Genomic DNA, 22,947 nt, shown 5'->3' on the forward strand with positions numbered 1-22,947 from the left:
ATGGCCGGTACGGACGCCGTTTCCGATACCCCGCTGCTGCCGGCGGCCTCCACCCTGGCCGAACGGGTGGATACGCTGTTCTTTACCCTGACCGGGCTGGATGCGCTCATGGTCCTGGTCCTGAGCGGGCTCATCATCGGCTTCGCCGTTTACTACCGGCGCAACGCCCGCGTGAACCGCACCACTAACGTCCCGGAAACCAAGACCGAGATCGTCTGGAGCCTCGGGCTTTTGGCGGTCTTTCTCGCTATTTTCGTCTGGGCCGCTCACCTTTACGTCGAGGAGGCCAGTCCCCCCAACAATGCTTTGGAGATCCACGCCATCGGCAAGCAATGGATGTGGAAATTCCAGCACCAAAACGGACGGCGCGAAATCAACGAACTCCATGTTCCCTTGGGGGTGCCCGTGAAAATCGTCTTGGCGACCCAGGACGTCATCCACAGTTTTTTCGTGCCGGCCTTCCGGGTCAAGCAGGATCTCGTGCCGGGGCGCTACCGGACGGTCTGGTTCACCCCCAGCCGGATCGGCCGCTATCACCTGTTCTGTGCCGAATATTGCGGGCTGGATCATTCCCGCATGCGCGGCCAGGTCATCGTGATGGAACCGGCCGAGTACGAAACCTGGCTGGCGGGCGAGGACAGCGCGGAATCTTTGCCGGTCCAAGGCGAAAAGCTGTTTGCGAGCCTCGGCTGCATCAGCTGCCACGGCGCCGGCAGCAGGATCGCGGCGCCCTCGCTGGCCGGCATCTTCGGGAAACCGGTGCCGCTGAAGGGCGGTCAAACCGTGATTGCCGACGAAACCTATATCCGCGATTCGATCCTGACGCCGGAAAAACAGGTGGTCGCCGGTTACGAGCCGATCATGCCGAGTTTCGCCGGGCGCGTGACCGATTCCGATTTGACCCGGCTGATCGCCTACATCAAATCCCTTTCCGGGGAGGAAGGACGCCCATGACCACCGCCGCCGTCAGCCCGCCCAAAAATTACCTCAATCGCGACTACGGCATCGCGTCCTGGCTCACGACCATAGACCACAAGCGTATCGCCTGGCTTTATCTGGTCTCGATCACGGCTTTCTTTTTCTTCGGCGGCGCGGCGGCGACGCTGATCCGCCTGGAACTCGCGACGCCCGCGGCCGATGTGGTGGAAACGGAAACCTACAACCGGCTGTTCAGTCTCCACGGCATCGTGATGGTCTGGTTTTTCCTGGTTCCGTCGATTCCGGCGACGCTCGGCAATTTCTTGATTCCGCTGATGATCGGGGCGCGGGATGTGGCGTTTCCGCGGCTGAATCTCCTGAGCTGGTATTTGTACGTCGTCGGCGGAGTCTTCACCCTCGCCATGGCGGTCGCGGGCGGCGTGGATACCGGTTGGACCTTCTACACGCCTTACAGCAGCTTGTTCGCCAACGGCCAGGTGGTGCTGGCCGTGGTCGGCGTGATCATCACCGGTTTCTCATCCATCCTGACCGGGCTCAATTTCATCGTCACCGTACATAAGATGCGGGCGCCTGGACTCTATTGGACGCGCCTGCCCCTGTTCGTCTGGGCCAACTATGCCACCGCCATCATCATGGTCCTGGCAACGCCGGTCCTGGCCATCACCCTGCTCCTGATCGCTCTCGAGCGGATCTTCGGCATCGGCATCTTCGATCCGAAAGTCGGCGGCGATCCGGTGCTGTTCCAGCATCTGTTCTGGTTCTATTCGCACCCGGCGGTCTACATCATGATCTTGCCGGGCATGGGCGTGGTGAGCGAAATCATCACCTGCTTCGCTCGAAAACGCATCTTCGGCTACGACGGCATGGCCTTCGCGCTCCTCGCCATCGCGCTGATCGGCTTCCTGGTGTGGGGCCATCATTTGTTCGTGGCCGGCGAGTCGGTCTATTCGGGCGTGATTTTTTCGCTGCTCAGCTTCATGGTCGCCGTGCCTTCGGGAATCAAGGTGTTCAACTGGGCCGCAACGCTCTACAAAGGCTCGGTCTCGTTCGAAACGCCCATGCTGTACACCCTCGGGTTCGTCGGACTTTTCACCGTCGGCGGGCTGACCGGGATCACCGTGGCCGCCACGGCGGTGGACGTGCATGTCCACGACACCTATTTCGTCATCGCCCATTTTCACTACATCATGGTGGGCGGCATGGTGATGGCCTATTTCGGCGGATTGCATTTCTGGTGGCCGAAGATGACAGGCCGGATGTATCCCGACCTATGGGGGCGCGTCGCCGCGATCACCATCTTCGTCGGCTTCAATCTCACCTTTTTCCCGCAATTCATCCTGGGCTATCTGGGCATGCCCCGCCGCTACCACACCTACCCGGACGAATTCCAGTTGCTCAACGTGCTTTCGTCGGCAGGCGCGCCGGTTCTGGCGATCGGTTATCTGCTCCCCCTCATTTACCTTCTGTACTCCTTGAAATGGGGTCCCGTCGCCGGTTCCAACCCATGGGACGCCAAGGGTCTGGAATGGCAAACCCCGTCGCCGCCACCGGAACACAATTTCGACCGGCTGCCGGTCGTTACCGAGGAACCTTACGCCTATGGCTTACCGAAGCGCGATTCCGACGCCGCCCGAGGCTGAGGCTAGACCTGCCCCGCAGTTCGACAGCCTGCGCCAGCAGTACGAAGCGGATGCGCTGGGGATCTGGATTTTCCTCGCTTCGGAAATCCTCTTTTTCGGCGGCCTATTCATGACTTATGTCATCTATCGAGCCGCCTATCCGGAGGCTTTCGAAGCCGCCAGCGGCCGTCTCGATCTTTTGCTGGGCGGGATCAATACCGCGATTCTCCTGACCAGCAGCCTGACCATGACTTTGGCCGACGACGCGGTTCTGCCTCGCAACCAGAAAGCACTGGTCGGCTGGCTGGCCGTTACCGCGCTTCTGGGCGCCGTTTTTTTGGCCATCAAAGGCGTCGAGTATTCCCGGGAATTCGACGCGCATCTTGCGCCCATATTCGGCCGGCCTTTCGAATTCCCCGAGCCCCATACCGAGCAGGCACGGCTGTTCTTCAGTTTCTATTTCGCGCTGACCGGCCTACACGCCCTTCATCTTTTCATCGGCATCGTGGTGGTTCTTGTCATGCTGGTGCTGGCGATCCGCGGCGCTCCGCGGCTCGAAGCCAAGGTGACCATCGCCGGGCTGTATTGGCATCTGGTGGATCTGATCTGGGTGTTCGTGTTCCCGCTGCTGTATCTGGCCGCCCGCCATGGATGAGAGGACGCGCCGAAATCACCTCGGAATCTGGCTGCTCCTCCTGAGCCTCCTGGGATTGAACATCGCTTTGTCGTTTCTCGACTTGGGGATTTTCAACACTATCCTCACGATCGCCATCGCGGCCCTCCAGGCATTCATCATCGTCACGTTCTTCATGTACATGCGCTCGGCCGCTCCGGTGCCGAGGATTGCCGCCGCGACCGGATTTTTCTGGCTGCTGCTGATGATCGGCTTGACCCTGACCGATTATCAAACTCGCTTCGAGGACATCGCCCTCGGCCGCCTATTGCCGGAGCCCGGCTGGGAGTCCCCAGGTGTCGGCCAGGTGCCGAATCCCCTGTCCGAATCGGGGTATACGCCCGCGCCCCAACCATCGGCCCCTGGCACGGCTGTCCCCAATCCGGCTTCCGGCGAACAAGTCTATGCGTCGGTCTGCATCGTCTGCCACGGCGGAGGTCTCGGCGGCGCCCCGCGCACGGGAGACAAAGCCGCCTGGCTGAAACGCGCGGAGCAAGGCGTGGACACCCTGGTCGACCATGCGGTCAAGGGCTACAAAGGTATGCCGCCCAAAGGCGGACATCCGGAACTGAGCGAACAGGATGTCCGTAACGCCATCGGCTATATGCTCTACGCCTCCGGCATTGAATTGCAGAGGCGATGAAGCGATTGCGGGAATTGCGGCAAGCCTTCCGGAATCGAATCGGATAAGGAGCAACCGACGATGACGGATATTCAGCGAAGCGACGGGTCCTTCGATGGCGCTCAAGACAAGCCTGTCGAAGAACTCCATCAAAACGTCCCTAACGAACGCCATCCGGCCGGCGTGCCTGTCTGCGGCCGGAATTAAAGGAGCGGAAAGTGATTCGCCGCGAGCCCGTGCTACCGCCGGAATTCATCTATCCCGTCGAGGACTGGCGAATGGTGGAGCGGGAATTCGTCCCGGCGCTTTTGTCCCAAACCGAGAGCATCTTTGCCACTGCCAACGGCTACTTCGGCATGCGCGGCGGTTTCGAGGAGGGAACGCCCGCCTATGAGCACGGGACCTTCGTAAACGGGTTCCACGAGACTTGGCCTATTCCTTACGGGGAACGGGCGCACGGCTTTGCCACGACCGGACAGACGATCATCAACGTGCCGGACGGAAAAATCATCCGGCTGTATGTGGACGACGAGCTGGTAGACCTCGCACGTACGCCCGTGCTCCGCTACGAACGCGCGCTGGACTTCAGGACCGGAACCTTGGACCGCGAAGTGCTCTGGGAAACGCCGACAGGCAAGCAGGTCCTGGTCCGGTCGCGCCGTCTGGTGTCGTTTGCCGAACGCCACCTGGCAGCCATCTTCTACGAGGTGACCGTACTCAATGCCGAGGTTCCCATCGTCCTCTCCTCGGAACTGGTACAACACCCGCAACCCCGGATGCTCGGGGAAGATGATCCCCGCCTCGCCCGCCAGCTCGACAGGTCCGTGCTGATCCCAGAGGCGCGACAGGCGGACAAGTACCGGCTCCTGCTCGGCTTTACGACCCGCAGCAGTCGCATGACGCTCGCTTGCGGCTTCGACCACATTCTAGAGACGGCATGTGAATGCGCGGTCGAACAAGAGAAATCCGACGAGGCGAACCGCGTCGTCTTTTCGGTCCAGGCCACGCCGGGTAAACCGATCCGTTTGACCAAGTTCCTGACGTATCACACATCCCGGACGGTATCGGTCGGCGAGCAGCTGGACCGCGCCAGGCGCGTGCTCGACCGCGCTCTCCGTCAGGGATTCGAACGATTGCTGCTGACTCAACGGCAGTACCTGGACGACTTCTGGCACCGAGCTGACGTCGAGGTGAGCGGGATGCACTCGAGGGCGCAGCAATGCATGCGGTGGGACCTGTTCCAGTTACTCCAGGCCACCGCCCGGGCCGACGGGGCCGGCGTGCCGGCGAAAGGTCTGACCGGCCAGGCCTATGAGGGCCATTATTTCTGGGACATGGAGATGTTCATGATCCCATTCCTGGTCTACACCGATCCGCGCGCGGCCCGAAACCTGCTGCTATTCCGCTACCGCTTGCTCGACGCCGCCCGGCAACGGGCGCGGGAGGTGAGCCAGAAAGGCGCCTTGTTTCCGTGGCGGACGATCAACGGCCAGGAGGCATCGGCCTACTACGCCGCCGGGACCGCTCAATACCACATCAACGCAGCGGTCGCCTACGCCATCCGCAAGTATGTCGAGGCGACCGGGGACGAGGACTTTCTCAGGCGCTATGGGGTCGAGATTCTGATCGAGACCGCCCGGCTCTGGTACGATCTGGGGTTCTTTTCGGAGCGGCGCGGAAACCGGTTTTGCATCAACTCGGTCACCGGCCCGGACGAGTACACCACCGTCGTCGACAACAACACCTACACCAACCTGATGGCCCGGGAGAACCTGCGGTATGCGGCCGATTCGGTCGAGATACTACAGTCGACGGATCCGCTGACGTACAGCGAACTCGTCTACCGGACGGGCCTCTCGCCCGAGGAACCCAAAGACTGGCGGCGAGCGGCGGATGCCATGTACATCGCGTTCGACGAGGCGCTGGGCATCCACCCTCAGGACGATGGCTTCCTGAATCGCGAAGTCTGGGATTGCGCCGGAACGCCGGCGGACCACTATCCGCTGTTGCTGCACTACCACCCGCTGGTCATCTACCGCTATCAGGTCCTCAAGCAGACCGACGTCGTTTTCGCCCTGTTCCTGCTCGGCGAGGATTTCACCATGGAGCAGAAGCGGCGAGACTTCGACTACTACGATCCGATGACGACCGGCGACTCGTCGCTGTCGGCTTGCATCCAGAGCATCGTGGCCGCGGAACTGGGCTATCGGACCCACGCGCTGGAATACTGGAAGTATGCCCTGCTGATGGATTTGGCGGATGTCGGCGGGAACGTCAAGGACGGGTGCCACATCGCCGCGATGGGCGGAAGCTGGATGGCGGCGGTCTACGGGCTGGCGGGGATGCGCGACCGGGGTGGGAAACTATCGTTCAAGCCGCGGCCTTATGTCGAGCGACTGCGTTTCGCGCTGGCGGTCCGCGGTCAACGGCTGGAGGTCCATATCGAAAACGGCTCCGTCACCTATCGGCTCCGCGGGAAGGTCGAGCTGACGATCACCCATTGCGGCGAAACGCTGGTCCTCCGCGACGGGGAGGCGGTGACACGGAACCTTGCCGAGAGGGCCGAGGCGATGGACGGTTTCCACGATCGCGATTCGAGCGTAATGCCTCCCCGTATTCCTGCCGGCGATCGAGGCGATCCAACAGGCCCCGCGGCGAAAAGCCCCGCGAAACACCGCGGCCGGCCTCCCGGCGAAGGGACACGATGAACCGCCGGTAGTGCATGGAGACGGCCTATGTGAAGCCGGAATGCGGAGTTCTTTACTTAGAGCGCTTTCATCGCTGACGTACGCTGGAAAAGGAAGCTGCGTTTGGCAGCCGGTGAGTTTGAAGCAGGTCGCGCTCCACCGGCGAGGCACTTTTGCAAACCCCTTGTGGGGCTGCGCCCACAAGTCCCGGGAGTCCTTCCCTGGCGCCCACAAGTCCCGGGAGTCCTTCCCTGGCCCCCGCTTGCCTTGGGAGCGCCACGGCGAGCTCCCAGGATCTGCCCCTTGGGCTAGCCTTTGGCTGTCTACTGACAACGTCCTTTCCTCGACGTTGCCCTTCGGGCGAACGTTGTTCGTCTCATTCCGCTCTCGGGAGAATGGTCGCTTCCGGCGAATTTATTCAAAGCTTCCGAAACTTGATAACCTTGCTGCATGCCGGCAGCGACAGCTATGTACCCTACGATTTTCGGCAGTTGAGCTTAATGCCATTCCGCATTCGAATGAACATGAATCGTAGGGTAAGTTAGGTCGCTCGGTGGGTTACGGCCTCACGGCCTAACCCACCCTACAAAAATTAATGCTTTATTGAAAGCGATTTGGAAAAAGGCAGCTTTAATACCCTCTCCTCTCATGCGAATTCTGCTTGTCGAAGATGACCCCTCGCTCGGAGCCACACTCCAATCTTGGCTCCAACTCGACGGCTACGCTGTCGACTGGGTACGGCGTGGCGATCTCGCCGAAACCGCGCTGCGGACGCAGCCCTATCAGTGCGTCCTGCTCGATCGCGGCCTGCCCGGACTCAGCGGCGATGGGCTGCTGTCCGGCCTGCGCGCTCGCCGCAGCGACGTGCCGGTGCTGATGATCACCGCCCGCGACACTCTGCACGATCGCATCGAAGGACTCGATCTCGGCGCCGATGATTACCTCGTCAAACCGTTCGACCTGGAGGAACTATCGGCGCGTATTCGTGCCGCGATCCGGCGCGGTGCGCGACAGGCCACTGCCGTGCTGCGTCACGGCCGGATCGAACTCGATCCCGCCGCCAAACAGGTCCGCCGCGACGGCGAACCGGTCGTACTCACCGCGCGCGAGTTTGCGGTGCTGCACGCGTTGATGCTGCACGGGCAACAGACGCTCAGCCGGGCACAGCTCGAAGACGTGCTATACGGTTGGGGCGAGGAAGTGGAGAGCAATGCGGTCGAGGTACACGTCCATCACCTGCGCCGGAAACTCGGCCGGGGTCTGATTCGCACCGTGCGCGGCCTCGGCTACGCCTTGGCTCCGCCGCCATGATCCGTTTCGATCGGCTTCGGAGGTCCATAGGGAGGGCTCCCGGTCCTGGCCGCCCCTATTCGCTGCGCCGACGGCTGCTCGCCTCTCTGCTGGGCGCGAGCGCGCTGCTTTGGCTGGTCAGCCTGGGGATCATGGTCGGCATCGCCTGGGACGAAACCAACGAGGTCTTCGACGATGGTCTCGAAGACGCCGCCTATCTCATCCGGGCGGCCGCCGCCGGCCTACCGCAGCCGGGCGCGCCCATCGCCGATCCCATCGACCGGGACGGCCGCCATGCCGGGCTGTACTACCAGATTATCGCCGGCGACCGCGTCCTGCGCCGCGCCGGAACGGCGCCCGAGGAGCCGTTCGTGACCGGTTTCGACAAGCGCAAGGGCTTTCGCACGGTTCTGATCGGCGTCGTGCCGTGGCGGGTGTTCGTGTTGCGCAGCCGGGATAACAGCTTCGAAGTACAGGTCGGTCAGCCCTTGGAGGCGCGCACGGAAATCCTCGAGGAACTGGCCGAGAATCTGACCTGGCCGGCCCTGGGCCTTTTGGCGCTGCTCGGCGCGGTCATCTGGCTGGCGGTCGGCCGGCTGGTCCGTCCGATCGAGCAGACCGCATTCGCCATCGCCCAGAAGACGCCAGAGGACCTGACACCGGTGGCGGTTGCCGACCCGCCGCTGGAACTGTCGCCGATCATCGCTTCGCTCAACACCGTCTTCGCCCGCCTGGACAAGGCGCTGCAATCGGAGCGCCGTTTCACCGCCGACGCCGCTCACGAGTTGCGCACTCCGCTGGCGGCGCTACGCATGAAGATTCAGCTGCTGGAGCGCCAGCACCCCGAACACCAATCCTCGCTGCGGATGCTGCGCGACGACGCCGACCGCTGCACCGCCCTGGTCGAAAACCTGCTCGCGCTCGCTCGCCTCGATGCCGATCGCCCGGATCTTCTCGCCCGCGAGCCGGTTGCGCTGCCCACACTGCTCGACGAACTGCGCCGGTTCTATGCCGGGCAGGCCGAAACCCGGCAGATCGAGCTGCAGATCGACTGCCGGGCAGCCATGCTGTACGGCAATGCAGAGCTGCTGCGCGTGGCCTTGCGCAACCTGCTCGACAACGCGCTGCGCTACTGCCCGCCGCACAGCCGCGTGCGGATCGAGGCGCAATCCAGCGCTCAAGGGGTGCGCCTCGCCGTGCGCGACGACGGTCCCGGCGTGCCGGAAGCCCAGCGTGACCGACTGGCAGAACGGTTCTTCCGCGTGCTCGGCACCGACCAGACGGGCAGCGGACTGGGCCTGTCGATCGTCGAACGCATCGCCGCGCTGCACGGCGCTGCCTTGCGCTTCGAAGACGGGCTCGATCGTCGCGGGCTGGGCGTGATCCTGGATTTCCCGCAGATCTGAGACGAATCACCGCTTAAGAATTCCTTAAGCTCGGAGCGTTTGAATGACCCCATGCGCCGCCCCTCGCGGCGCATTTAACCCCTTCACTGTCATTCAAGAGGAGTACCGTCATGAAACGCTTACTGATTGCGGGCGTTCTCGGTCTCGCCGCCACCGCCGCGCTGGCGGAATACACCGGCCCGAGCGCCGTGCCCGCCATGACCGTCAAGCAGCTGCTGGAAACCGGCGTGGACGATCAATACGCCACGCTGCAGGGCCGGCTGGTGTCCCACGAGGGCGGCAAGCACTACACCTTCGCCGACGATACCGGCCAGTTGCGGGTGGAGATTTCCCCCAAGCGACTGCCGGCCGGCCAGCCGCTCGATGCCAAGACGCGGGTGGAGATCACCGGCGAGTTCGACAAGGACTTCGGCGAGCCGCCGGAACTGGAAGTCGAGCAGATCAAGATTCTGCCTTGATCCGCCGCGGGAAGGGCGGCCGCACCCCGCCGCCCGTCCCGGCCAGCCGTCTTGCAAAGTCTTGGGAAATCCAACGATGCGCAGAGTTCATTCGGACGCGCCAACCCACTCCGGGAAGCCCAGCCGCCGCCGTGTCCCGGCCTGGTTATTCCGGCTCGGCCTGGCCGCCGGCATGCTCCTGGCCACCGGGGCGCAGGCCGACTCGGTCGAAAGCATGGCGGGTAACTGGAGTTCGCTCACCCTGTCCGGAGATTTCGGCGATTTCTCGCCCAGGCTTCAGGAATTCCGCTGGTTTCTCATGAATCAGACCCGCCTGCGGGACGACAATCCCGATGCGTGGCGCCTCTCCGAGGACCTGCTTAGGTTTCAACTGGGCTACGACCTGAATTCATACGCCAGCGTCTGGCTGGGCTATGTTAACGAGTGGCACCATTCGCTGGGCAAGGCGGCGTTCCAGGAAAGCAGGCCCTACGCGGCTCTCCAGTTCGACTTTCCGATCGCGGGATTCAAAGCCCAGGTCCGCACCCGCATCGAACAGCGGATCAACCGCGTTACGGGCAATGTAGGCGTTCGCCTGAGGCAGGCGCTCAAGCTTCGGCTACCGCTCGAATTCATCGATCCCAAGCTGTCCCTCTACCTGGGAGACGAGGTGTTCGGCTATCTGAACACCAACACTTTCGGGCCAACCGGTTTCAGCGAAAACCGCGCCATGGCGGGATTCGGTCTGAAACTGACCCGGCGGCTCAGCGTTGACCTGGGATATCTGGGGCAAACCATTCAGAAAATCAGTGGCGACGTGACCCTCACGCACAATGTTTATGCCAACGTGAGTTATCGGTTTTGAGTCCGTTGCATGCGATCAATCCTGCATCGGCGCCGCCGGCCGATGAGCGGGCTTTGACGCCGTCCAATGCTCGTAGTAGGTGCTCTCATGAACGATGCCGTACAAAAAATCAGAAAAGCCCGATTGCCCTTGCGCATTCTGCATTGGCTAACCGCAATCGCCATCACTTTCGCGTGGATATTCGTTTACTCGAAGGGTCTGTTCGCGAAGGGATCCCCGGAACGCGTATTTCTTACCGGGGCACACGTCTTTGCGGGGCTGACGGTGCTGACATTATTGCCGCTGCGTGTCGCGGCAAGATGGCTCTGGGCATTGCCCGCGATCGAACCTAGTCCGCCATTGTGGCAGATGCGATTATCCAGCGTGGTACAGATTCTGCTTTATGCCGGCATGCTTTCGACCCCTGTGTTGGGTGTGCTGCTTATGCAAAGCAGTGGAAAGGAACTTGCTTTTCTCGGCTTGACGCTGCCAGCCCTGGTTGACGCAAACAAGACACTGTCGCACACGATTAGAGCGTTTTCATTTTGTTTATACGGCATGGCTGGCGTTGCGGAAGTCATTTACCCGTAGTGGATAGCTTCAGAATGATCGGGAAGGCCCAAGCGATCATGTGGTGTCCGAGTGTCGAGGGTCGAAGCTTCAATGGTACGCCGCCACAAAGGCTGTAATGTAGGGCCGATCAGTCAGCATGTACCGCCATTTCGCGGCATGCGGCGGGTTACGGCCTGACGGCCTAACCCGCCCTACCTCACTTATGTCAACCTGCAAGATCGTCATTCCGGCATGGATTGCCGGAATCCAGGGGCCAAGGACGGCGAAACGTTTGCATCCCTGCCATCTGGATCCCGGTAATCCTCGCCGGGGCAGCGGGTTTTGGTCCTTCACGGCTTGTAAGCGGCGTGACATAAAACCATAGAACGTCAGGCATGATCCGCGGTGTATTTGGTGCGGTTCGCCTCGCTCACCGGCACCCTACAACATTGGTTGTGGTGAGCGAAACGGGCTTTTCCGCCGCCTACGAACGGGCAAACGATCTTCACCCGTCAGACGGCCAGTCGTTCCTTCAGCGCTTTAAGGAAGCGCACGAGGCATTGGGCGTTGCGATGTTGTACCTGGTCATCGCACATGCCGCCGCGGCAGTATGGCATCATTTCATCCGCCGGGATAACGCTTTGCGGCGCGTCTTGTAATCGATTTTCACGACATCGATGCCACATGGCACCAGCCAACCGGTCGGATTCATGGTTAATCCCGCAAATTTATGGCATCACGATTCTCCCGCTTTCCATCGGCAGGAGAACCTTCCCGGTTCCGATGGCGAGGTTTTCCTTCTCAGACTCCGCCGGGTCAAAACGCCGTCAGCCAGCTGTGTCCGTCGACGGCGGTGAGAATGTTGGCCGCCTCCGGACCTCCGGAGCCGGCGGCATAGTTGGGAAAATCCGTCGGCTTCGTGTCGCTCCAGGTGTCCAATACCGGCATCAGCAAGCGCCAGGAGGCTTCCACCTGGTCGGCCCGCATGAATAAACTCGCGTCTCCGGCTATGACATCCCGCAGCAGGGTCTCGTAGGCGGTAGGCGTCGCGACCTTGAAGGCGTCCAGATAATTGAAATCCATCCGCACCCGCCTGAGACGCGCGCGGGACCCCGGCTCCTTGACAAAGAAGTGCAGGACGATGGATTCCTCGGGCTGGATGCGGAGCGTCAAGGCGACCGGGTGGGTATCCTCGCTGCCGGCGGCCGGGAAAGCCCGATGCGGAACCGGCCTGAAACGGATGGAAATCTCCGAGACATCCGCCGCCATACGCTTACCGGTGCGGAGATAGAACGGTACGTCCTGCCAACGCCAATTGTCCACATAGAGCTTGAGGGCGGCATAGGTCTCGGTGTCGGAATCCGGAGCGACACCCGGTTCCTCCCGATAGGCGGGCACCCGGCAGCCGTTGATCCACCCGGCGCCATACTGCCCCCGCACCGCGCGTTGCGCGACCTGCTCCGGCGGAATGGGGCGAAGCGCATGCATCACGTCCATCTTTCGGTTGCGGATATCGTCGGCGTCGTATACAGCCGGTGGTTCCATGGCCACCAGACAAAGCAGCTGCATAAGATGATTCTGCACCATGTCCCGCAGGGCTCCTGCGTGATCGTAGTAGCTGCCGCGGTGCTCTACGCCCAACGTCTCAGCCACGGTGATCGCCACGTGATCCACGTAACGCCGATCCCAGATCGGCTCGAAGATGGAATTGGCGAAGCGCAGAGCCAGAATGTTCTGCACCGTTTCCTTGCCCAGGAAATGATCGATGCGGTAGATCTGGTTCTCGTGAAAGTACTCGGTCAGCGCCCGATTGATCGCCTGAAAGGAGGCCAGGTCCCGTCCCAAAGGCTTCTCCACCACGATGCGCGCCCGCTTCCGGTCTCTGTGCAATTGTGCCCGTCCCAGGTTGGAGGCAATGTCGGCGAACAGAAACGGCGGCGTTGCCATGTAATAAACCTGCTGGCAAGACTCCCTCCACTCTTGTTCGCGCGCCTGCATCAGCGTGCGCAGCTGCCGGTACACCGCCGGGTCCTTGAGGTCGCCGCTGATGTAGCCCAAGCTTCGACAAAACCCGGCCCAGCGTTCGTCTTTTTCAATGTCCTCGCCGGATTCGGCCAGCTTTTCGGCGTAATGGCGGGCCAGTTCCTCGGGCCCGAGCGGCATCCGGTCAACGCCGATCAGGTGGAAGCGATCCGGCAGGTGCTTGTCGATATAAAGCCGGTACAACGCCGGAACGATCAACCGCCAGGACAGATCGCCGGCCGCGCCAAAGAGGACGAACAAAGTGCTTTGTGGATGGGTACGCCGTTCCATGAAATGTTCTCGTCGGATGGAGGATTTCAGTACTTGGACTTCGAGTCCGATGCATTAGTCGTCGGTCATTCTGAACCGGGCGGATAACGTCGCGCTGATTCGCATCGTGCATCATGGTTCGTGAACTACCATCAAGCTTGATGGTCTTGCCGAACTCACGCAGGGTCCGTTGGGGCACACCCCTGTGTTGGTGTTGCGGGCCGGTTTCCAGGCTCCGCCTGGAGCGGCTAGCTCGTAGGATGCGGTGACGAAGGAAGGGTTGCGATTAAAGCAACCGTTTGCGATTGAAACCGCATCGTTCGCGATTGATGCCTGTCCTGAGCTCAGTCGAAGGGCCTGTCCTGAGCCTGGTCGAAAGGCGGTTCGTACCTCACCGCATCCTACGATACTGTCGGCGCTTTCGTCGAAACCGATCCGCCGGACGGGCCTCATCGCCCGGTATCAGGCCTCCGGGCAGGCTACCAGATCACGGTCAGCTAGACGGACTGACTCCGTCGTCGGTCAGCGTTTCGGGATGATAGGCGCACCCCTGCCGTGCCTTGGGGACGGTTACTGCCATCCCCCGCCGAGCGATCGATAAAGATCCACAACGGCATTGAGCTGTTGCAGTTTCGTTTCAATGAGTTCCTTTTTTGCATCCAAGGCATCCCTTTGTGTTAACAATACCTCCAGATAGTCCGCACGCGCGGATTTGAACAGCTGGCCTGCCACATCGATCGATTGGGCGAGCGAATCAACCTGCTCCTTCTTGAGCCGATAAGCTTTATCCAGATTATCTATTTTCGAAAGCTGGTTGGCGACTTCGGTATAAGCATTCAGTATGGTTTGCTCGTATTCATATGCCGCCTGAATCTGCTTGGCGCTTGCGTTCTTGTATTCTGCAATAATGGCGTTCTTGTTAACTAACGGCGCCACCAATTCCCCGGCCACCATCGCCGCCAACGACTCCGGCGTATTGATCAAGTACTTGAGAGCAAAAGCCTCAAAACCTATTCCCGCCTTTATACCGAAGGATGGATAGAAATTAGCTCTGGCCACTTCTATATTTAGCTCTGCAGCCGCAAGTTCAAGCTCCGCTTTTCTGATATCAGGCCGATTTTGCAGCAATTGCGACGGAATGCCCGCGTTGAGTATTTTGGGTTTGATATCCATAAAACTGCGCGAGGCCCGCTGGATAGGCTGCGGCGCTCTCCCCAACAAAAAGTTGATGCGATTTTCGACCTCCGTGATCTGCTGCATTAACCCAGACTTTTTGCTTTGGTTTTTTGCCACTTCCGCTTGGTAACGCTTGACCGCAAGCGTAGTGGTTCTGGCATAAATCTGGAGCTGCTTCACCACCTCCAAACCGTTTTGCTGAATTGCGATATTTTGCTCCAGATTCTCAAGCTGATTGTCCAATGCCATGAGCTCATAGTACGCATGGGCAATCTCGCTGACCAAATTCGTTACCAAAAAGTTTTTCCCTTCCTGACTGGCCATGTATTCCAGCACGGCCACCTGCTTCGCGTTCCTCAGCTTTTTCCAAATGTCGATCTCCCAGGTCGAAAACAGCCCGAATTGATAATTACCTAGAAATGCTGGGAATGGCTGGCCATTAGCTAGCTTCAGATTCTCCTCGACAGCGCCATTACGCGTATACTTGCCGACTTTTTCTCCATCTGCGCCAATACCTATATTAACGGAAGGTAAATAGGCCCCTCGGCGTGCTTGAATCTCATTTTCCGCAGTGCTAATACGCTGCAGCATCATATTGACTTCCTTGTTATTGGCGATGGCGATATCGATCAGGCTCAATAAATTCGGGTCTTCGAAAAAGTCCTCCCATTTCACGGTGCCCGAGTTAGCCTTTTCCGCAAGGTTTAGCTTGAATCTATCAGGAAGTTGCGTATCTGCTTTCTTGATTGTTATTTCTGGAATTCCACAAGCATGTAACATTAATCCCATTACGCCCAATGTCATAAGGCGAAAAATTTTACTCCTCGACATCGTTCGTGCCGTACTGATAAGTTTCCGTTAGAGGGTTAATGTCTTCGTCTTTAATTAATCTCTTACCTTCCGTCATCTTGGCGAAAACGTAATAGAGCCCTGGAATAAGCAGAACGCCGAATAGGGTTCCGAAAAGCATCCCGCCCAAGGCCGAGGTGCCGATGGTTCGGTTGCCGACCGCTCCCGCCCCGGTGGCGACCGCTAACGGCACCAACCCGGCGATAAAGGCAAAAGACGTCATCAAAATCGGCCGGAAACGCGCTTTCGCGCCCTCAATCGCCGCTTCCCTGACGGACATACCCTGGGCTTGTTTTTGAACGGCGTATTCCACGATCAAAACGGCGTTCTTGCCGAGCAAGCCAATCAACATCACCAAACCCACTTGGGAATAAACATCGTTGGCGAGCCCTGTGGCTTTCAGCAGAAGGAAAGAACCGAATATACCGGCAGGCAGAGAGAACAACACCGCCAGCGGGAGAACGAAACTTTCGTACTGTGCCGCCAGCACCAAATAGACAAACGCGATCACGACCACGAAGATCACCAATGCCTCGTTACCGCGAGCGGCTTCGTCGAACGACAGTCCTTCCCAGGCAATGTCATAACCGCGGGGCAAGGTGGCGGCGGCGACTTCCTGGACGGCTTTGATGGCATCTCCGGTGGTATAGCCGGAGGCGGGCTCGGCACGGATAGCCGCCGAGTTGTAGAGGTTGTAGCGGGTAATTTCGTTCGGACCTTGCCGTTTTTTAAGGGTCATAAAGGCGGAGTAGGGCACCATTTCGCCGTTTTCGTTTTTCACGTAGTAATTCAATACGTCCGTGGGAAAACGCCGGAATTCGGGCAGCGCCTGGACATAGACCTTGAAAAAGTTATTGAAGCGGATAAAGCCTTGCTCGTAAGTACTGCCGATCATGATGTCCAAGTTCTCCATCGCTTTATCGATTGAGACGCCTTTTTGCATGGCGAGCTGGTTATCGATGATCAGTTCATACTGCGGATAGTTGGCTGCGTAAAAGGTAAATAAACCGGTTAGTTCTTTGCGCTTGCGTAAAGCTTCCATGAATTCCTGGTTGATTTTGTCAAACTCATAGTAATCCGTATCCGAAGTCTTATCCAATAACCGAAATGCCAATCCGGAAGCTGCGCCGTAGCCGGGGACTGCCGGCGGTTGGAAGAACTCGATGACGGCGCCGAAATCGCGGGTTTTTTCCTCCAATTCTCGGATCACATCTTGTACGGATACTTTACGCTCAGACCAATCTTTCAGATTGATAATACAAGTACCCGCATTGGAACCGCGTCCTTCGGTCAGTACCTCGTAGCCCGCCAAGGAAGAAACCGATTGCACGCCTTCAATTTGTCTGGCCACGCTTTCGAGCTTTCGCGCCACTTCGTAGGTGACTTCGAGCGTCGAACCCGGGGGTGTTTGAATAATCGCATAGATCATCCCTTGGTCTTCGCCGGGAATAAAGCCGGCGGGTAGGGTTTGATTCACTGCAAAAATACCGAAAGAAAACCCAGCCAACGCTAAAAACGTAACGATCCGCCGGGTGACGACGACATTCAGCAGCTTAATGTACCGTCCTGTTGCTTTCTCGAAGATATAGTTGAAGCCATCGATGAATAAGTTAATCGGAGTTTTACTCTTGGGCCTGCCGTGGGGATTTTTCAGAATCATCGCGCACAGAACCGGAGCGAGCGATAAGGCCACGATCGCCGAGATGATAATCGACGACGCCATGGCTATCGAAAACTGCCGATAAAACACGCCGACCGGGCCGGTCATAAAGGCGATGGGAACGAAAACCGAGGTCATGACCAGGGTAATCGCGATAATGGCGCCACCGATTTCCCCAAGAACTTTTTGCGCAGCAACATACGGGGAAATATGTTCGATCTCCATTTTGGCATGCACGGCTTCGACTACCACGATGGCGTCGTCGACCACGATACCGATCGCCAAAACCAAGGCAAACAGGGTAATCAGGTTGATGGAAAGTCCGAATGCCGACATCACGGCGAAGGAGCCGATTAACGAAACAGGGACCGCCAAAATGGGAATCAGGGTGGAGCGCCAATCCCCCAAGAAAACAAATACCACCAGCGTTACCAGCACGAATGCTTCCGCTAGGGTGTGCAGGACTTTTTCAATCGAGGCCTCGACGAATCTCGACACGTCGTAGTTGATTTCATAGTCCATACCCTCAGGGAACGACTCCTTCAATTCTTTCAATTTCTCCTTCACGTCCTCGATGACTTTGCTGGCGTTACTCCCATAGTTTTGTTTAAGCACGATCGAAGCCGAAGGAAAGGAGTCCTTATCGGAGTAGATATCGTAAAACTCGCTGCTTAGACTGACTTTGGCGATATCTTTAATGCGCAGCATCTTTCCTTCGGGCGTGGCGCGTATGATGATGTCTTCATACTGTTCCGGCTTGTTGTACCGCCCTTGGTAAACCAACACATACTCTTTGGATTGGGCGGTAATACCCGTACTTTGCCCGATTCGCCCCGGCCGACCGATAACACTTTGCCTGGCGATGGCATCCATCACTTCATCGATCGAGACGTTATAAGCCCTCATCCGGTCCGGATTCAGCCAAATCCGCATCGCATATTGGCGGCTGCCCAATATCTTGGCTTGCGCAATACCATACACGCGCTGGATTTCCGGGATTACATGGACGTTGGCATAGTTGTATAGAAATTTCTGGTCCGCGTTTTTGTCCGTGCTGTACAGGTTGATGTACATGAGCATACTGGGCTGTACCCGTTCGACCACCACCCCTTCCAGCTGAACCAGCTTCGGCAATCGGTTCATGACTTGGTCCAGGCGTGTCTTCACGTTGACCATCGCTACGTTAGGATCGACGCTCAGGTCGAACAGAACCTGAATGGTCGCTTCACCGGCGCTCGTTGCATCCGAGATGATGTATTTCATGCCGGGAACGCCGTTGATGGCGCGTTCGATCGTGATTAACGACGATTTCACCAGCACATCCGCGCTTGCACCGGGAAACGCCAAGGAAACGATCACGCGGGGCGGTGCAATATCCGGAAATTGGGAAATGGGCAAGGACCGGACTGCCAACCCGCCCATGAACAGAAAGAGCAGCGATAACACGATCGCCATGACAGGCCGCTTGATAAAAACATTGAACATGGCTAAATCAGTTCCGACACGATTACTCGGTATACAGATCCAGCTCTGCGACGACTTTCTCCGGTGACTTCAAGGCGATCTCTACGGCTTGCCCTGGATGTACCTTGCGCAAGCCTTCCAGTAAGACCTTGTCATCATCTTTCAGACCGTCCTTGACGATAAAAAGATGCGGCACGGTGGCTTCGATATTGATGAGCCGTTGCTCTAGTTTTCCTTCCGGGTTTATGACGTAAACATAGGTTTTGTCCAAAATCTCGAAAGTCGCTTTTTGCGGGATCAACATGGCGTTTGGATAGAGTTTCTCCATGAGGATCGTGCCGGTCTCGCCGTGTCGGAGTAGCTTGTCGGGATTGGGGAAGGTGGCTCGGAACTCGATGGTGCCCGTGGTATTGTCAAAATCCGCTTCTATGGTCTCGACCACTCCGATTTGGTTGAAAATCTGACCATTGGCCATCCTTAGCTTTACTTTGGTCGGTTCGTTGTCCTGCTTGTGGATTTTGTAATCCAGATATTCGGCTTCTGGCACATTGAAATACACCCACATCTTGCTAATGTCGGATAAAGTGGTTAACAAAGTGCCCTCTTCTACCAAGCTGCCGTTCCTCACTTCCAGGTGATCCATAATGCCGTCAAAAGGCGCGTTGATATCGGTAAAACTCAAGCGCGATTCCATCAATCTCACTTCTGCGTTGGCTTTGTCCAATTTGGCTTTCGCCAAAGCCAACTCATTGGGTGAAACGATATTTTTGTCGGCCAATGCTTTGGTATTGAGATATTCAACAGTCGCAGTATTGGCTTCGGCTTTTGCTTTTAACAGCTTTGCCTGGTAGACGTTAGGCAGGATTTTGAACATGGGATGGCCTTGATTTACCCATTGCCCCTCGTCGACAAAAATATTCTGTATATAGCCTCTTTCCAGTGCCCGGACTTCAATATGCCTTATTGCGTGAATCTGACAAACATATTCCCTGGTGACAGTAGTATCCTGGCGAAGTGGTGTAGTCGCCTCCAGCCTTGCGATTTCTTCCTGTTTGTCGGTTCCTTCGTGGTAACAACCAGTTAATAAAACGACACTTAATCCGATAGCCAAATATGTCTTGATATTCATTTCCGAGTTCGTTAAATCTGGATGGAACGAAATGTTCCGTATTAAGTACTCATTTGTGGGATTAACAGTGCGCCTAATCAGTTCCATTTACTCTTGGCGGGCACCTCGATATTCGTGAGCTTCAACAAGCTCAGTGCGAAAGTTCCAATCAGATCAATTGGTTTCGTTCTTGCTGAGCCTGTCGAAGCATGAACGTGACAGGTCGGTGAGTATGCCGGAGGAATCCTGCCTCCAGACTCTCTCAAAACAGTGACCGAACCTGTCGACTTACACCGCTCCCATCAAGCAAACGTACCAGCCATCCGCAATTTCCAGTGCATGAATAGCCATGGCTGCTTCCCGGCCATGCCTAATAGAAGTCGCTCCGTACATGCGCCATTCACCAGAAGCACCAGCTCCATGCCTGCGACGAAGAGACCGCGGCAGTGACCGAGCAGCCAAAGCGGGCGTTCGTTTTGCCGGTACCTGCGGACATAACCGGGACCGTAAGGACTCGCCGCGGCGATGCCGAGCCCAACGATTCCCCAAAAAATCCCGATAAGGAATCGAGCCGCACATGCCAGTGCAGCCAAGGCAGACCGAACGCCAGCTGGTCTACCGTGACACCTTGGCCAAGCAAGGCGGATAGCCCGCCAACCACCGCGGCTAGGCCGGACAAGGCGAGCAGACCGAACACGCCTTTTTGCAGCAACCGCGGATAAAAAGCCACGGTGAACAAGCGTTGGCGCTGTGCCGGCCATTGTTTCGAACCGGCGAGCGTAGCCAGCCCGTTCGCGGTGCGTTCCAATGTCGTCCGGTGCTCGGAAAACAATGCCAGGGCACTCGACAAAAGGGCGCACAGAACCGAGAGGTAGACCCAGAAAAAAGACATGTTTCGATCACTCGTAAGGGATATCAGCCGTGTTTGGCGGTCTTGAAGCCAAACCGCTGAGTGACATGATTTACTCCGGCCGTTTTCCGCCGGCGTGCGGCAAGTGGATGATGCGAATAGGGGCGGTGGTTTTCCAAACCGCGAATCTCGCAGCGGCCGCCCCGTTCGCTATAGTCGTGGCGGAAGTGGTCGATAAATTCCATGACCGTGTGGTCGATAAGGTAAGCGTCCGACAGATCGAAAATCACCGCCTGCCCGGCCGGCAAGGTCGACACTTCGCTCTTGAGCCCGATGAAATTGGAGAAAACCGCCGATCCGTCGACCCGGATGTGATAAACGCCGGGCGAGGTGTGCGTGAGCGTGTAGTTGATCTTGAACAGGTTCTTGAAATTCACGCCGCGAAGCGTGTGAATCATCAGCTTGACCAAAATACCGATGAATACGCCCACCAATAGATCGGTAGCCAGGATTCCCATGATCGTGATGCAGAACAGCGCCAACTGCTCTTTGCCGATATCCATGGTCTTGGCGAATTCCCGGGGCGAGGCTAGGCGGAACCCTGTGTAAACCAGCAGCGCCGCCAGCGAAGCCAACGGGATTTCGTGAATCAGTTTCGGAAAGAACACGACGAATAGCCCCAGGAACAGGCCATGGAACCAATTGGCCCAGCCGGTCTTGGCACCGTTGTGGACGTTGGCCGAGGAACGAACGATCTCCGCGATCATCGGCAACCCTCCGACGGCGCTCGACAAGAGATTCCCTACCCCGACCGCAGCGAGATCGCGGTTCAGATCCGAATAGCGTTTGTAAGGATCGAGCTTGTCCACCGCGGCGGCGCTGAGCAGCGATTCGAGACTCCCCACCAGACAGATCGAAACTACCGCGCCCCAGAACTCGACCGTCCCGATTTTGGAGAAGTCCGGAAAATAGAAGTTGGCTAGCACGTTTTCCGGAATCGACACCAGAAACTTCGGCCCTACCGTGTATTCGTGGCGCGGCAGAAATTCCTCCTGCGGCAGAAACAGATACACGTGCTTATGATCCAGATCGAAGTATTGGCCCAAGGCCATGCCGGCCACGACCACGACCAACGGCGCGGGGATCATCTTAAGGATCTGATGCTTAACCCAGGACCAGATCATCAGAATGACCAGGCCGAGCAAGCCGATCGCGGCGATTTCCGGATTGGCGTTCATGAGGCTGCGCGGAATCTCGGCGATGGCCGAAAGAATGTCGCCGCCTTCCGGCTTCACCCCGAGCACCACGTGGATTTGCTTGGCCATGATGATGATCCCGATGGCGGCCAGCATGCCGTGCACCACCGAGGCCGGGAAATAGGCGTTGAGCTTCCCGGCTTTGAAGATCCCCAAGAGGATTTGCAAGACGCTCGCCACTACGATGGCGGCTAGGGTATAGCGGTAACCCGCCATAGCGTCCCCCTGCCCCAGAGACTGCACCGCCGAGAGAATGACCACGATGAGTCCTGCGGCGGGGCCGTTGATGGTGACGTAGGAACCGTTGATCCTGGATACGATAACCCCGCCGATCACGGCACTGATGATGCCCGCCATGGGTGGAAACCCCGAGGCCATGGCGATACCGAGACATAGCGGCAAGGCGATCAGAAACACCAGAAAACCGGATACCAGATCCGATCGCCAATGGTCTCTAAGTCCAGGCAGACCGGTTCGAGGCGCCTGGCGCAGCGTTTGTCTTGAAGCCATAGTCGTCCTCGCAAAGTTGTACCGACTCTGCGGAGGCGACTTCCGTGCCAATTTTTTTGTTTTTCTATATCAATGATCTATAAAGAATTTTTTGACCGTGCGATTCCCCGTGACTCGGACCGGTTGAAGATCACCGGTGGAACCGGCTTATTCAAACCATCCCCAAAAGTTGTTTCCGTTCCGCGCTCTCCGGCGATATCCCTGATATACCAGGCCAAGATAACAGTGGTCATCCATAGTTGCTTGGGTTCCAAGATTACGAGAGAGAACATGCACGTCGCGCGCAATCCGACGCGTGTTCAGGCGTGCAGCAAGATGTACCTCCCGGCGGGGAAAACCCGATGCGCGCAAGGCGATTTCGGGTAGCCGTGACTGAGCTACGGGCTTTCTTGGGTGGTAAGAAGCGCAGGTCCCTTCAAACGACCCGCTATGCGAAACGAACGCTCGGTGTTCGCCGAATTCCGGGACATCTATCAGATGGAGACAGACTTCGTGAAGAAGATTGAAGCGGAGTTTGACGAAATGATTGAAGAGGCTTTGATCGAGTCCGAAAGCGCACCGCGATTGGCCGGACTTGGCGGAGCCGAAACCGCGACTCGAACCCATGTCACGTTGCCGTGGTGGAACCGAGCCGTAATTCCATACGGAAGAGTGATCTTTGCACGGCAAGCTCACGACGAAGGTACACTATGCTCGTGTACGCAGGCTTAGAA

At 58.0% G+C, this 22,947-nt stretch carries 18 protein-coding genes; 12 read left to right on the plus strand and 6 right to left on the minus strand.

All coding sequences use genetic code 11. The features are described 5' to 3' along the window. The 11 genes from coxB (at position 1) to QEN43_RS07285 (ending at position 11,728) form a co-directional block, all read left to right on the plus strand. Positions 1-954 carry a cytochrome c oxidase subunit II gene (coxB, locus tag QEN43_RS07235; protein ID WP_036268180.1) on the plus strand — a complete coding sequence of 318 codons (954 nt, stop codon included), beginning with the start codon at positions 1-3 and terminating at the stop codon, positions 952-954. Further along, positions 951-2,579: a cytochrome c oxidase subunit I gene (gene ctaD, locus QEN43_RS07240; RefSeq protein ID WP_317963881.1), complete on the plus strand. Its 1,629-nt coding sequence runs from the start codon at positions 951-953 to the stop codon at positions 2,577-2,579. The genes coxB and ctaD overlap by 4 nt, the downstream gene beginning before the upstream one ends. Further along, positions 2,539-3,213: a cytochrome c oxidase subunit 3 gene (locus tag QEN43_RS07245; protein ID WP_051331594.1), complete on the plus strand. Its 675-nt coding sequence runs from the start codon at positions 2,539-2,541 to the stop codon at positions 3,211-3,213. The genes ctaD and QEN43_RS07245 overlap by 41 nt, the downstream gene beginning before the upstream one ends. Next, entirely contained in the window at positions 3,206-3,874 is a 669-nt protein-coding gene (locus QEN43_RS07250; RefSeq protein ID WP_026610145.1) for a c-type cytochrome, read from the plus strand. The genes QEN43_RS07245 and QEN43_RS07250 overlap by 8 nt, the downstream gene beginning before the upstream one ends. A 197-nt stretch (positions 3,875-4,071) precedes the next feature. Further along, positions 4,072-6,561, plus strand: a complete 2,490-nt coding sequence (locus tag QEN43_RS07255; protein WP_084161858.1) for a glycoside hydrolase family 65 protein — start codon at positions 4,072-4,074, stop codon at positions 6,559-6,561. Positions 6,562-7,188: 627 nt separating this feature from the next. Beyond that, complete coding sequence (locus QEN43_RS07260) at positions 7,189-7,851, plus strand: response regulator (protein WP_317963882.1); 663 nt, start codon at positions 7,189-7,191, stop codon at positions 7,849-7,851. Next, the gene (locus tag QEN43_RS07265; protein ID WP_317963883.1) at positions 7,848-9,236 is read left to right on the plus strand and encodes an ATP-binding protein; all 1,389 of its coding nucleotides are present in this window, start codon (positions 7,848-7,850) and stop codon (positions 9,234-9,236) included. The genes QEN43_RS07260 and QEN43_RS07265 overlap by 4 nt, the downstream gene beginning before the upstream one ends. A 110-nt stretch (positions 9,237-9,346) precedes the next feature. After that, on the plus strand, positions 9,347-9,694 hold the full coding sequence (locus QEN43_RS07270; protein WP_317963884.1) for a YgiW/YdeI family stress tolerance OB fold protein: 348 nt from the start codon (positions 9,347-9,349) through the stop codon (positions 9,692-9,694). Positions 9,695-9,770: 76 nt separating this feature from the next. Beyond that, a complete protein-coding gene (locus QEN43_RS07275; protein ID WP_317963885.1) occupies positions 9,771-10,538 on the plus strand; it encodes a DUF2490 domain-containing protein in 768 nt (255 codons plus the stop codon). 87 nt (positions 10,539-10,625) lie between these two features. Continuing rightward, positions 10,626-11,108 carry a cytochrome b gene (locus QEN43_RS07280; RefSeq protein WP_317963886.1) on the plus strand — a complete coding sequence of 161 codons (483 nt, stop codon included), beginning with the start codon at positions 10,626-10,628 and terminating at the stop codon, positions 11,106-11,108. Positions 11,109-11,464: 356 nt separating this feature from the next. Further along, complete coding sequence (locus QEN43_RS07285) at positions 11,465-11,728, plus strand: cytochrome b/b6 domain-containing protein (protein ID WP_026610140.1); 264 nt, start codon at positions 11,465-11,467, stop codon at positions 11,726-11,728. 157 nt (positions 11,729-11,885) lie between these two features. On the opposite strand, the gene zwf is transcribed toward QEN43_RS07285, so the two are convergent. The 6 genes from zwf to QEN43_RS07315 form a co-directional block, all read right to left on the minus strand. Continuing rightward, complete coding sequence (zwf, locus tag QEN43_RS07290) at positions 11,886-13,382, minus strand: glucose-6-phosphate dehydrogenase (RefSeq protein ID WP_317963887.1); 1,497 nt, start codon at positions 13,380-13,382, stop codon at positions 11,886-11,888. 549 nt (positions 13,383-13,931) lie between these two features. Then, a complete protein-coding gene (locus QEN43_RS07295) occupies positions 13,932-15,326 on the minus strand; it encodes a TolC family protein (RefSeq protein ID WP_317963888.1) in 1,395 nt (464 codons plus the stop codon). Positions 15,327-15,354: 28 nt separating this feature from the next. Further along, positions 15,355-18,531 (minus strand): efflux RND transporter permease subunit, encoded by a 3,177-nt coding sequence (locus QEN43_RS07300; RefSeq protein ID WP_317963889.1) that lies wholly within the window; start codon positions 18,529-18,531, stop codon positions 15,355-15,357. Positions 18,532-18,553: 22 nt separating this feature from the next. Further along, positions 18,554-19,639, minus strand: coding sequence for an efflux RND transporter periplasmic adaptor subunit (locus QEN43_RS07305; protein WP_317963890.1), 1,086 nt, complete (start codon positions 19,637-19,639; stop codon positions 18,554-18,556). A gap of 379 nt (positions 19,640-20,018) precedes the next feature. Next, entirely contained in the window at positions 20,019-20,510 is a 492-nt protein-coding gene (locus QEN43_RS07310; protein ID WP_026610135.1) for a hypothetical protein, read from the minus strand. 23 nt (positions 20,511-20,533) lie between these two features. Continuing rightward, positions 20,534-22,234: a SulP family inorganic anion transporter gene (locus QEN43_RS07315; RefSeq protein ID WP_317963891.1), complete on the minus strand. Its 1,701-nt coding sequence runs from the start codon at positions 22,232-22,234 to the stop codon at positions 20,534-20,536. A 429-nt stretch (positions 22,235-22,663) separates the two neighbouring features. On the opposite strand from QEN43_RS07315, the gene QEN43_RS07320 reads away from it, so the two are divergent. Further along, positions 22,664-22,945: a hypothetical protein gene (locus QEN43_RS07320; protein ID WP_026610133.1), complete on the plus strand. Its 282-nt coding sequence runs from the start codon at positions 22,664-22,666 to the stop codon at positions 22,943-22,945. Positions 22,946-22,947: the final 2 nt, after the last annotated feature.

Source organism: Methylocaldum szegediense (assembly GCF_949769195.1).
Classification (GTDB): Bacteria; Pseudomonadota; Gammaproteobacteria; order Methylococcales; family Methylococcaceae; genus Methylocaldum; species Methylocaldum szegediense.

Bases quoted from the DNA above. Each gene is read 5' to 3' on its own strand.
- coxB (WP_036268180.1), top strand. From the start codon at position 1: ATGGCCGGTACGGACGCCGTTTCCGATACCCCGCTGCTGCCGGCGGCC.
- ctaD (WP_317963881.1), top strand. From the start codon at position 951: ATGACCACCGCCGCCGTCAGCCCGCCCAAAAATTACCTCAATCGCGAC.
- QEN43_RS07245 (WP_051331594.1), top strand. From the start codon at position 2,539: ATGGCTTACCGAAGCGCGATTCCGACGCCGCCCGAGGCTGAGGCTAGA.
- QEN43_RS07250 (WP_026610145.1), top strand. From the start codon at position 3,206: ATGGATGAGAGGACGCGCCGAAATCACCTCGGAATCTGGCTGCTCCTC.
- QEN43_RS07260 (WP_317963882.1), top strand. From the start codon at position 7,189: ATGCGAATTCTGCTTGTCGAAGATGACCCCTCGCTCGGAGCCACACTC.
- QEN43_RS07265 (WP_317963883.1), top strand. From the start codon at position 7,848: ATGATCCGTTTCGATCGGCTTCGGAGGTCCATAGGGAGGGCTCCCGGT.
- QEN43_RS07270 (WP_317963884.1), top strand. From the start codon at position 9,347: ATGAAACGCTTACTGATTGCGGGCGTTCTCGGTCTCGCCGCCACCGCC.
- QEN43_RS07275 (WP_317963885.1), top strand. From the start codon at position 9,771: ATGCGCAGAGTTCATTCGGACGCGCCAACCCACTCCGGGAAGCCCAGC.
- QEN43_RS07280 (WP_317963886.1), top strand. From the start codon at position 10,626: ATGAACGATGCCGTACAAAAAATCAGAAAAGCCCGATTGCCCTTGCGC.
- QEN43_RS07285 (WP_026610140.1), top strand. From the start codon at position 11,465: ATGATCCGCGGTGTATTTGGTGCGGTTCGCCTCGCTCACCGGCACCCT.
- zwf (WP_317963887.1), bottom strand. From the start codon at position 13,382: ATGGAACGGCGTACCCATCCACAAAGCACTTTGTTCGTCCTCTTTGGC.
- QEN43_RS07295 (WP_317963888.1), bottom strand. From the start codon at position 15,326: ATGGGATTAATGTTACATGCTTGTGGAATTCCAGAAATAACAATCAAG.
- QEN43_RS07300 (WP_317963889.1), bottom strand. From the start codon at position 18,531: ATGTTCAATGTTTTTATCAAGCGGCCTGTCATGGCGATCGTGTTATCG.
- QEN43_RS07305 (WP_317963890.1), bottom strand. From the start codon at position 19,639: ATGAATATCAAGACATATTTGGCTATCGGATTAAGTGTCGTTTTATTA.
- QEN43_RS07310 (WP_026610135.1), bottom strand. From the start codon at position 20,510: ATGTCTTTTTTCTGGGTCTACCTCTCGGTTCTGTGCGCCCTTTTGTCG.
- QEN43_RS07315 (WP_317963891.1), bottom strand. From the start codon at position 22,234: ATGGCTTCAAGACAAACGCTGCGCCAGGCGCCTCGAACCGGTCTGCCT.
- QEN43_RS07320 (WP_026610133.1), top strand. From the start codon at position 22,664: ATGCGAAACGAACGCTCGGTGTTCGCCGAATTCCGGGACATCTATCAG.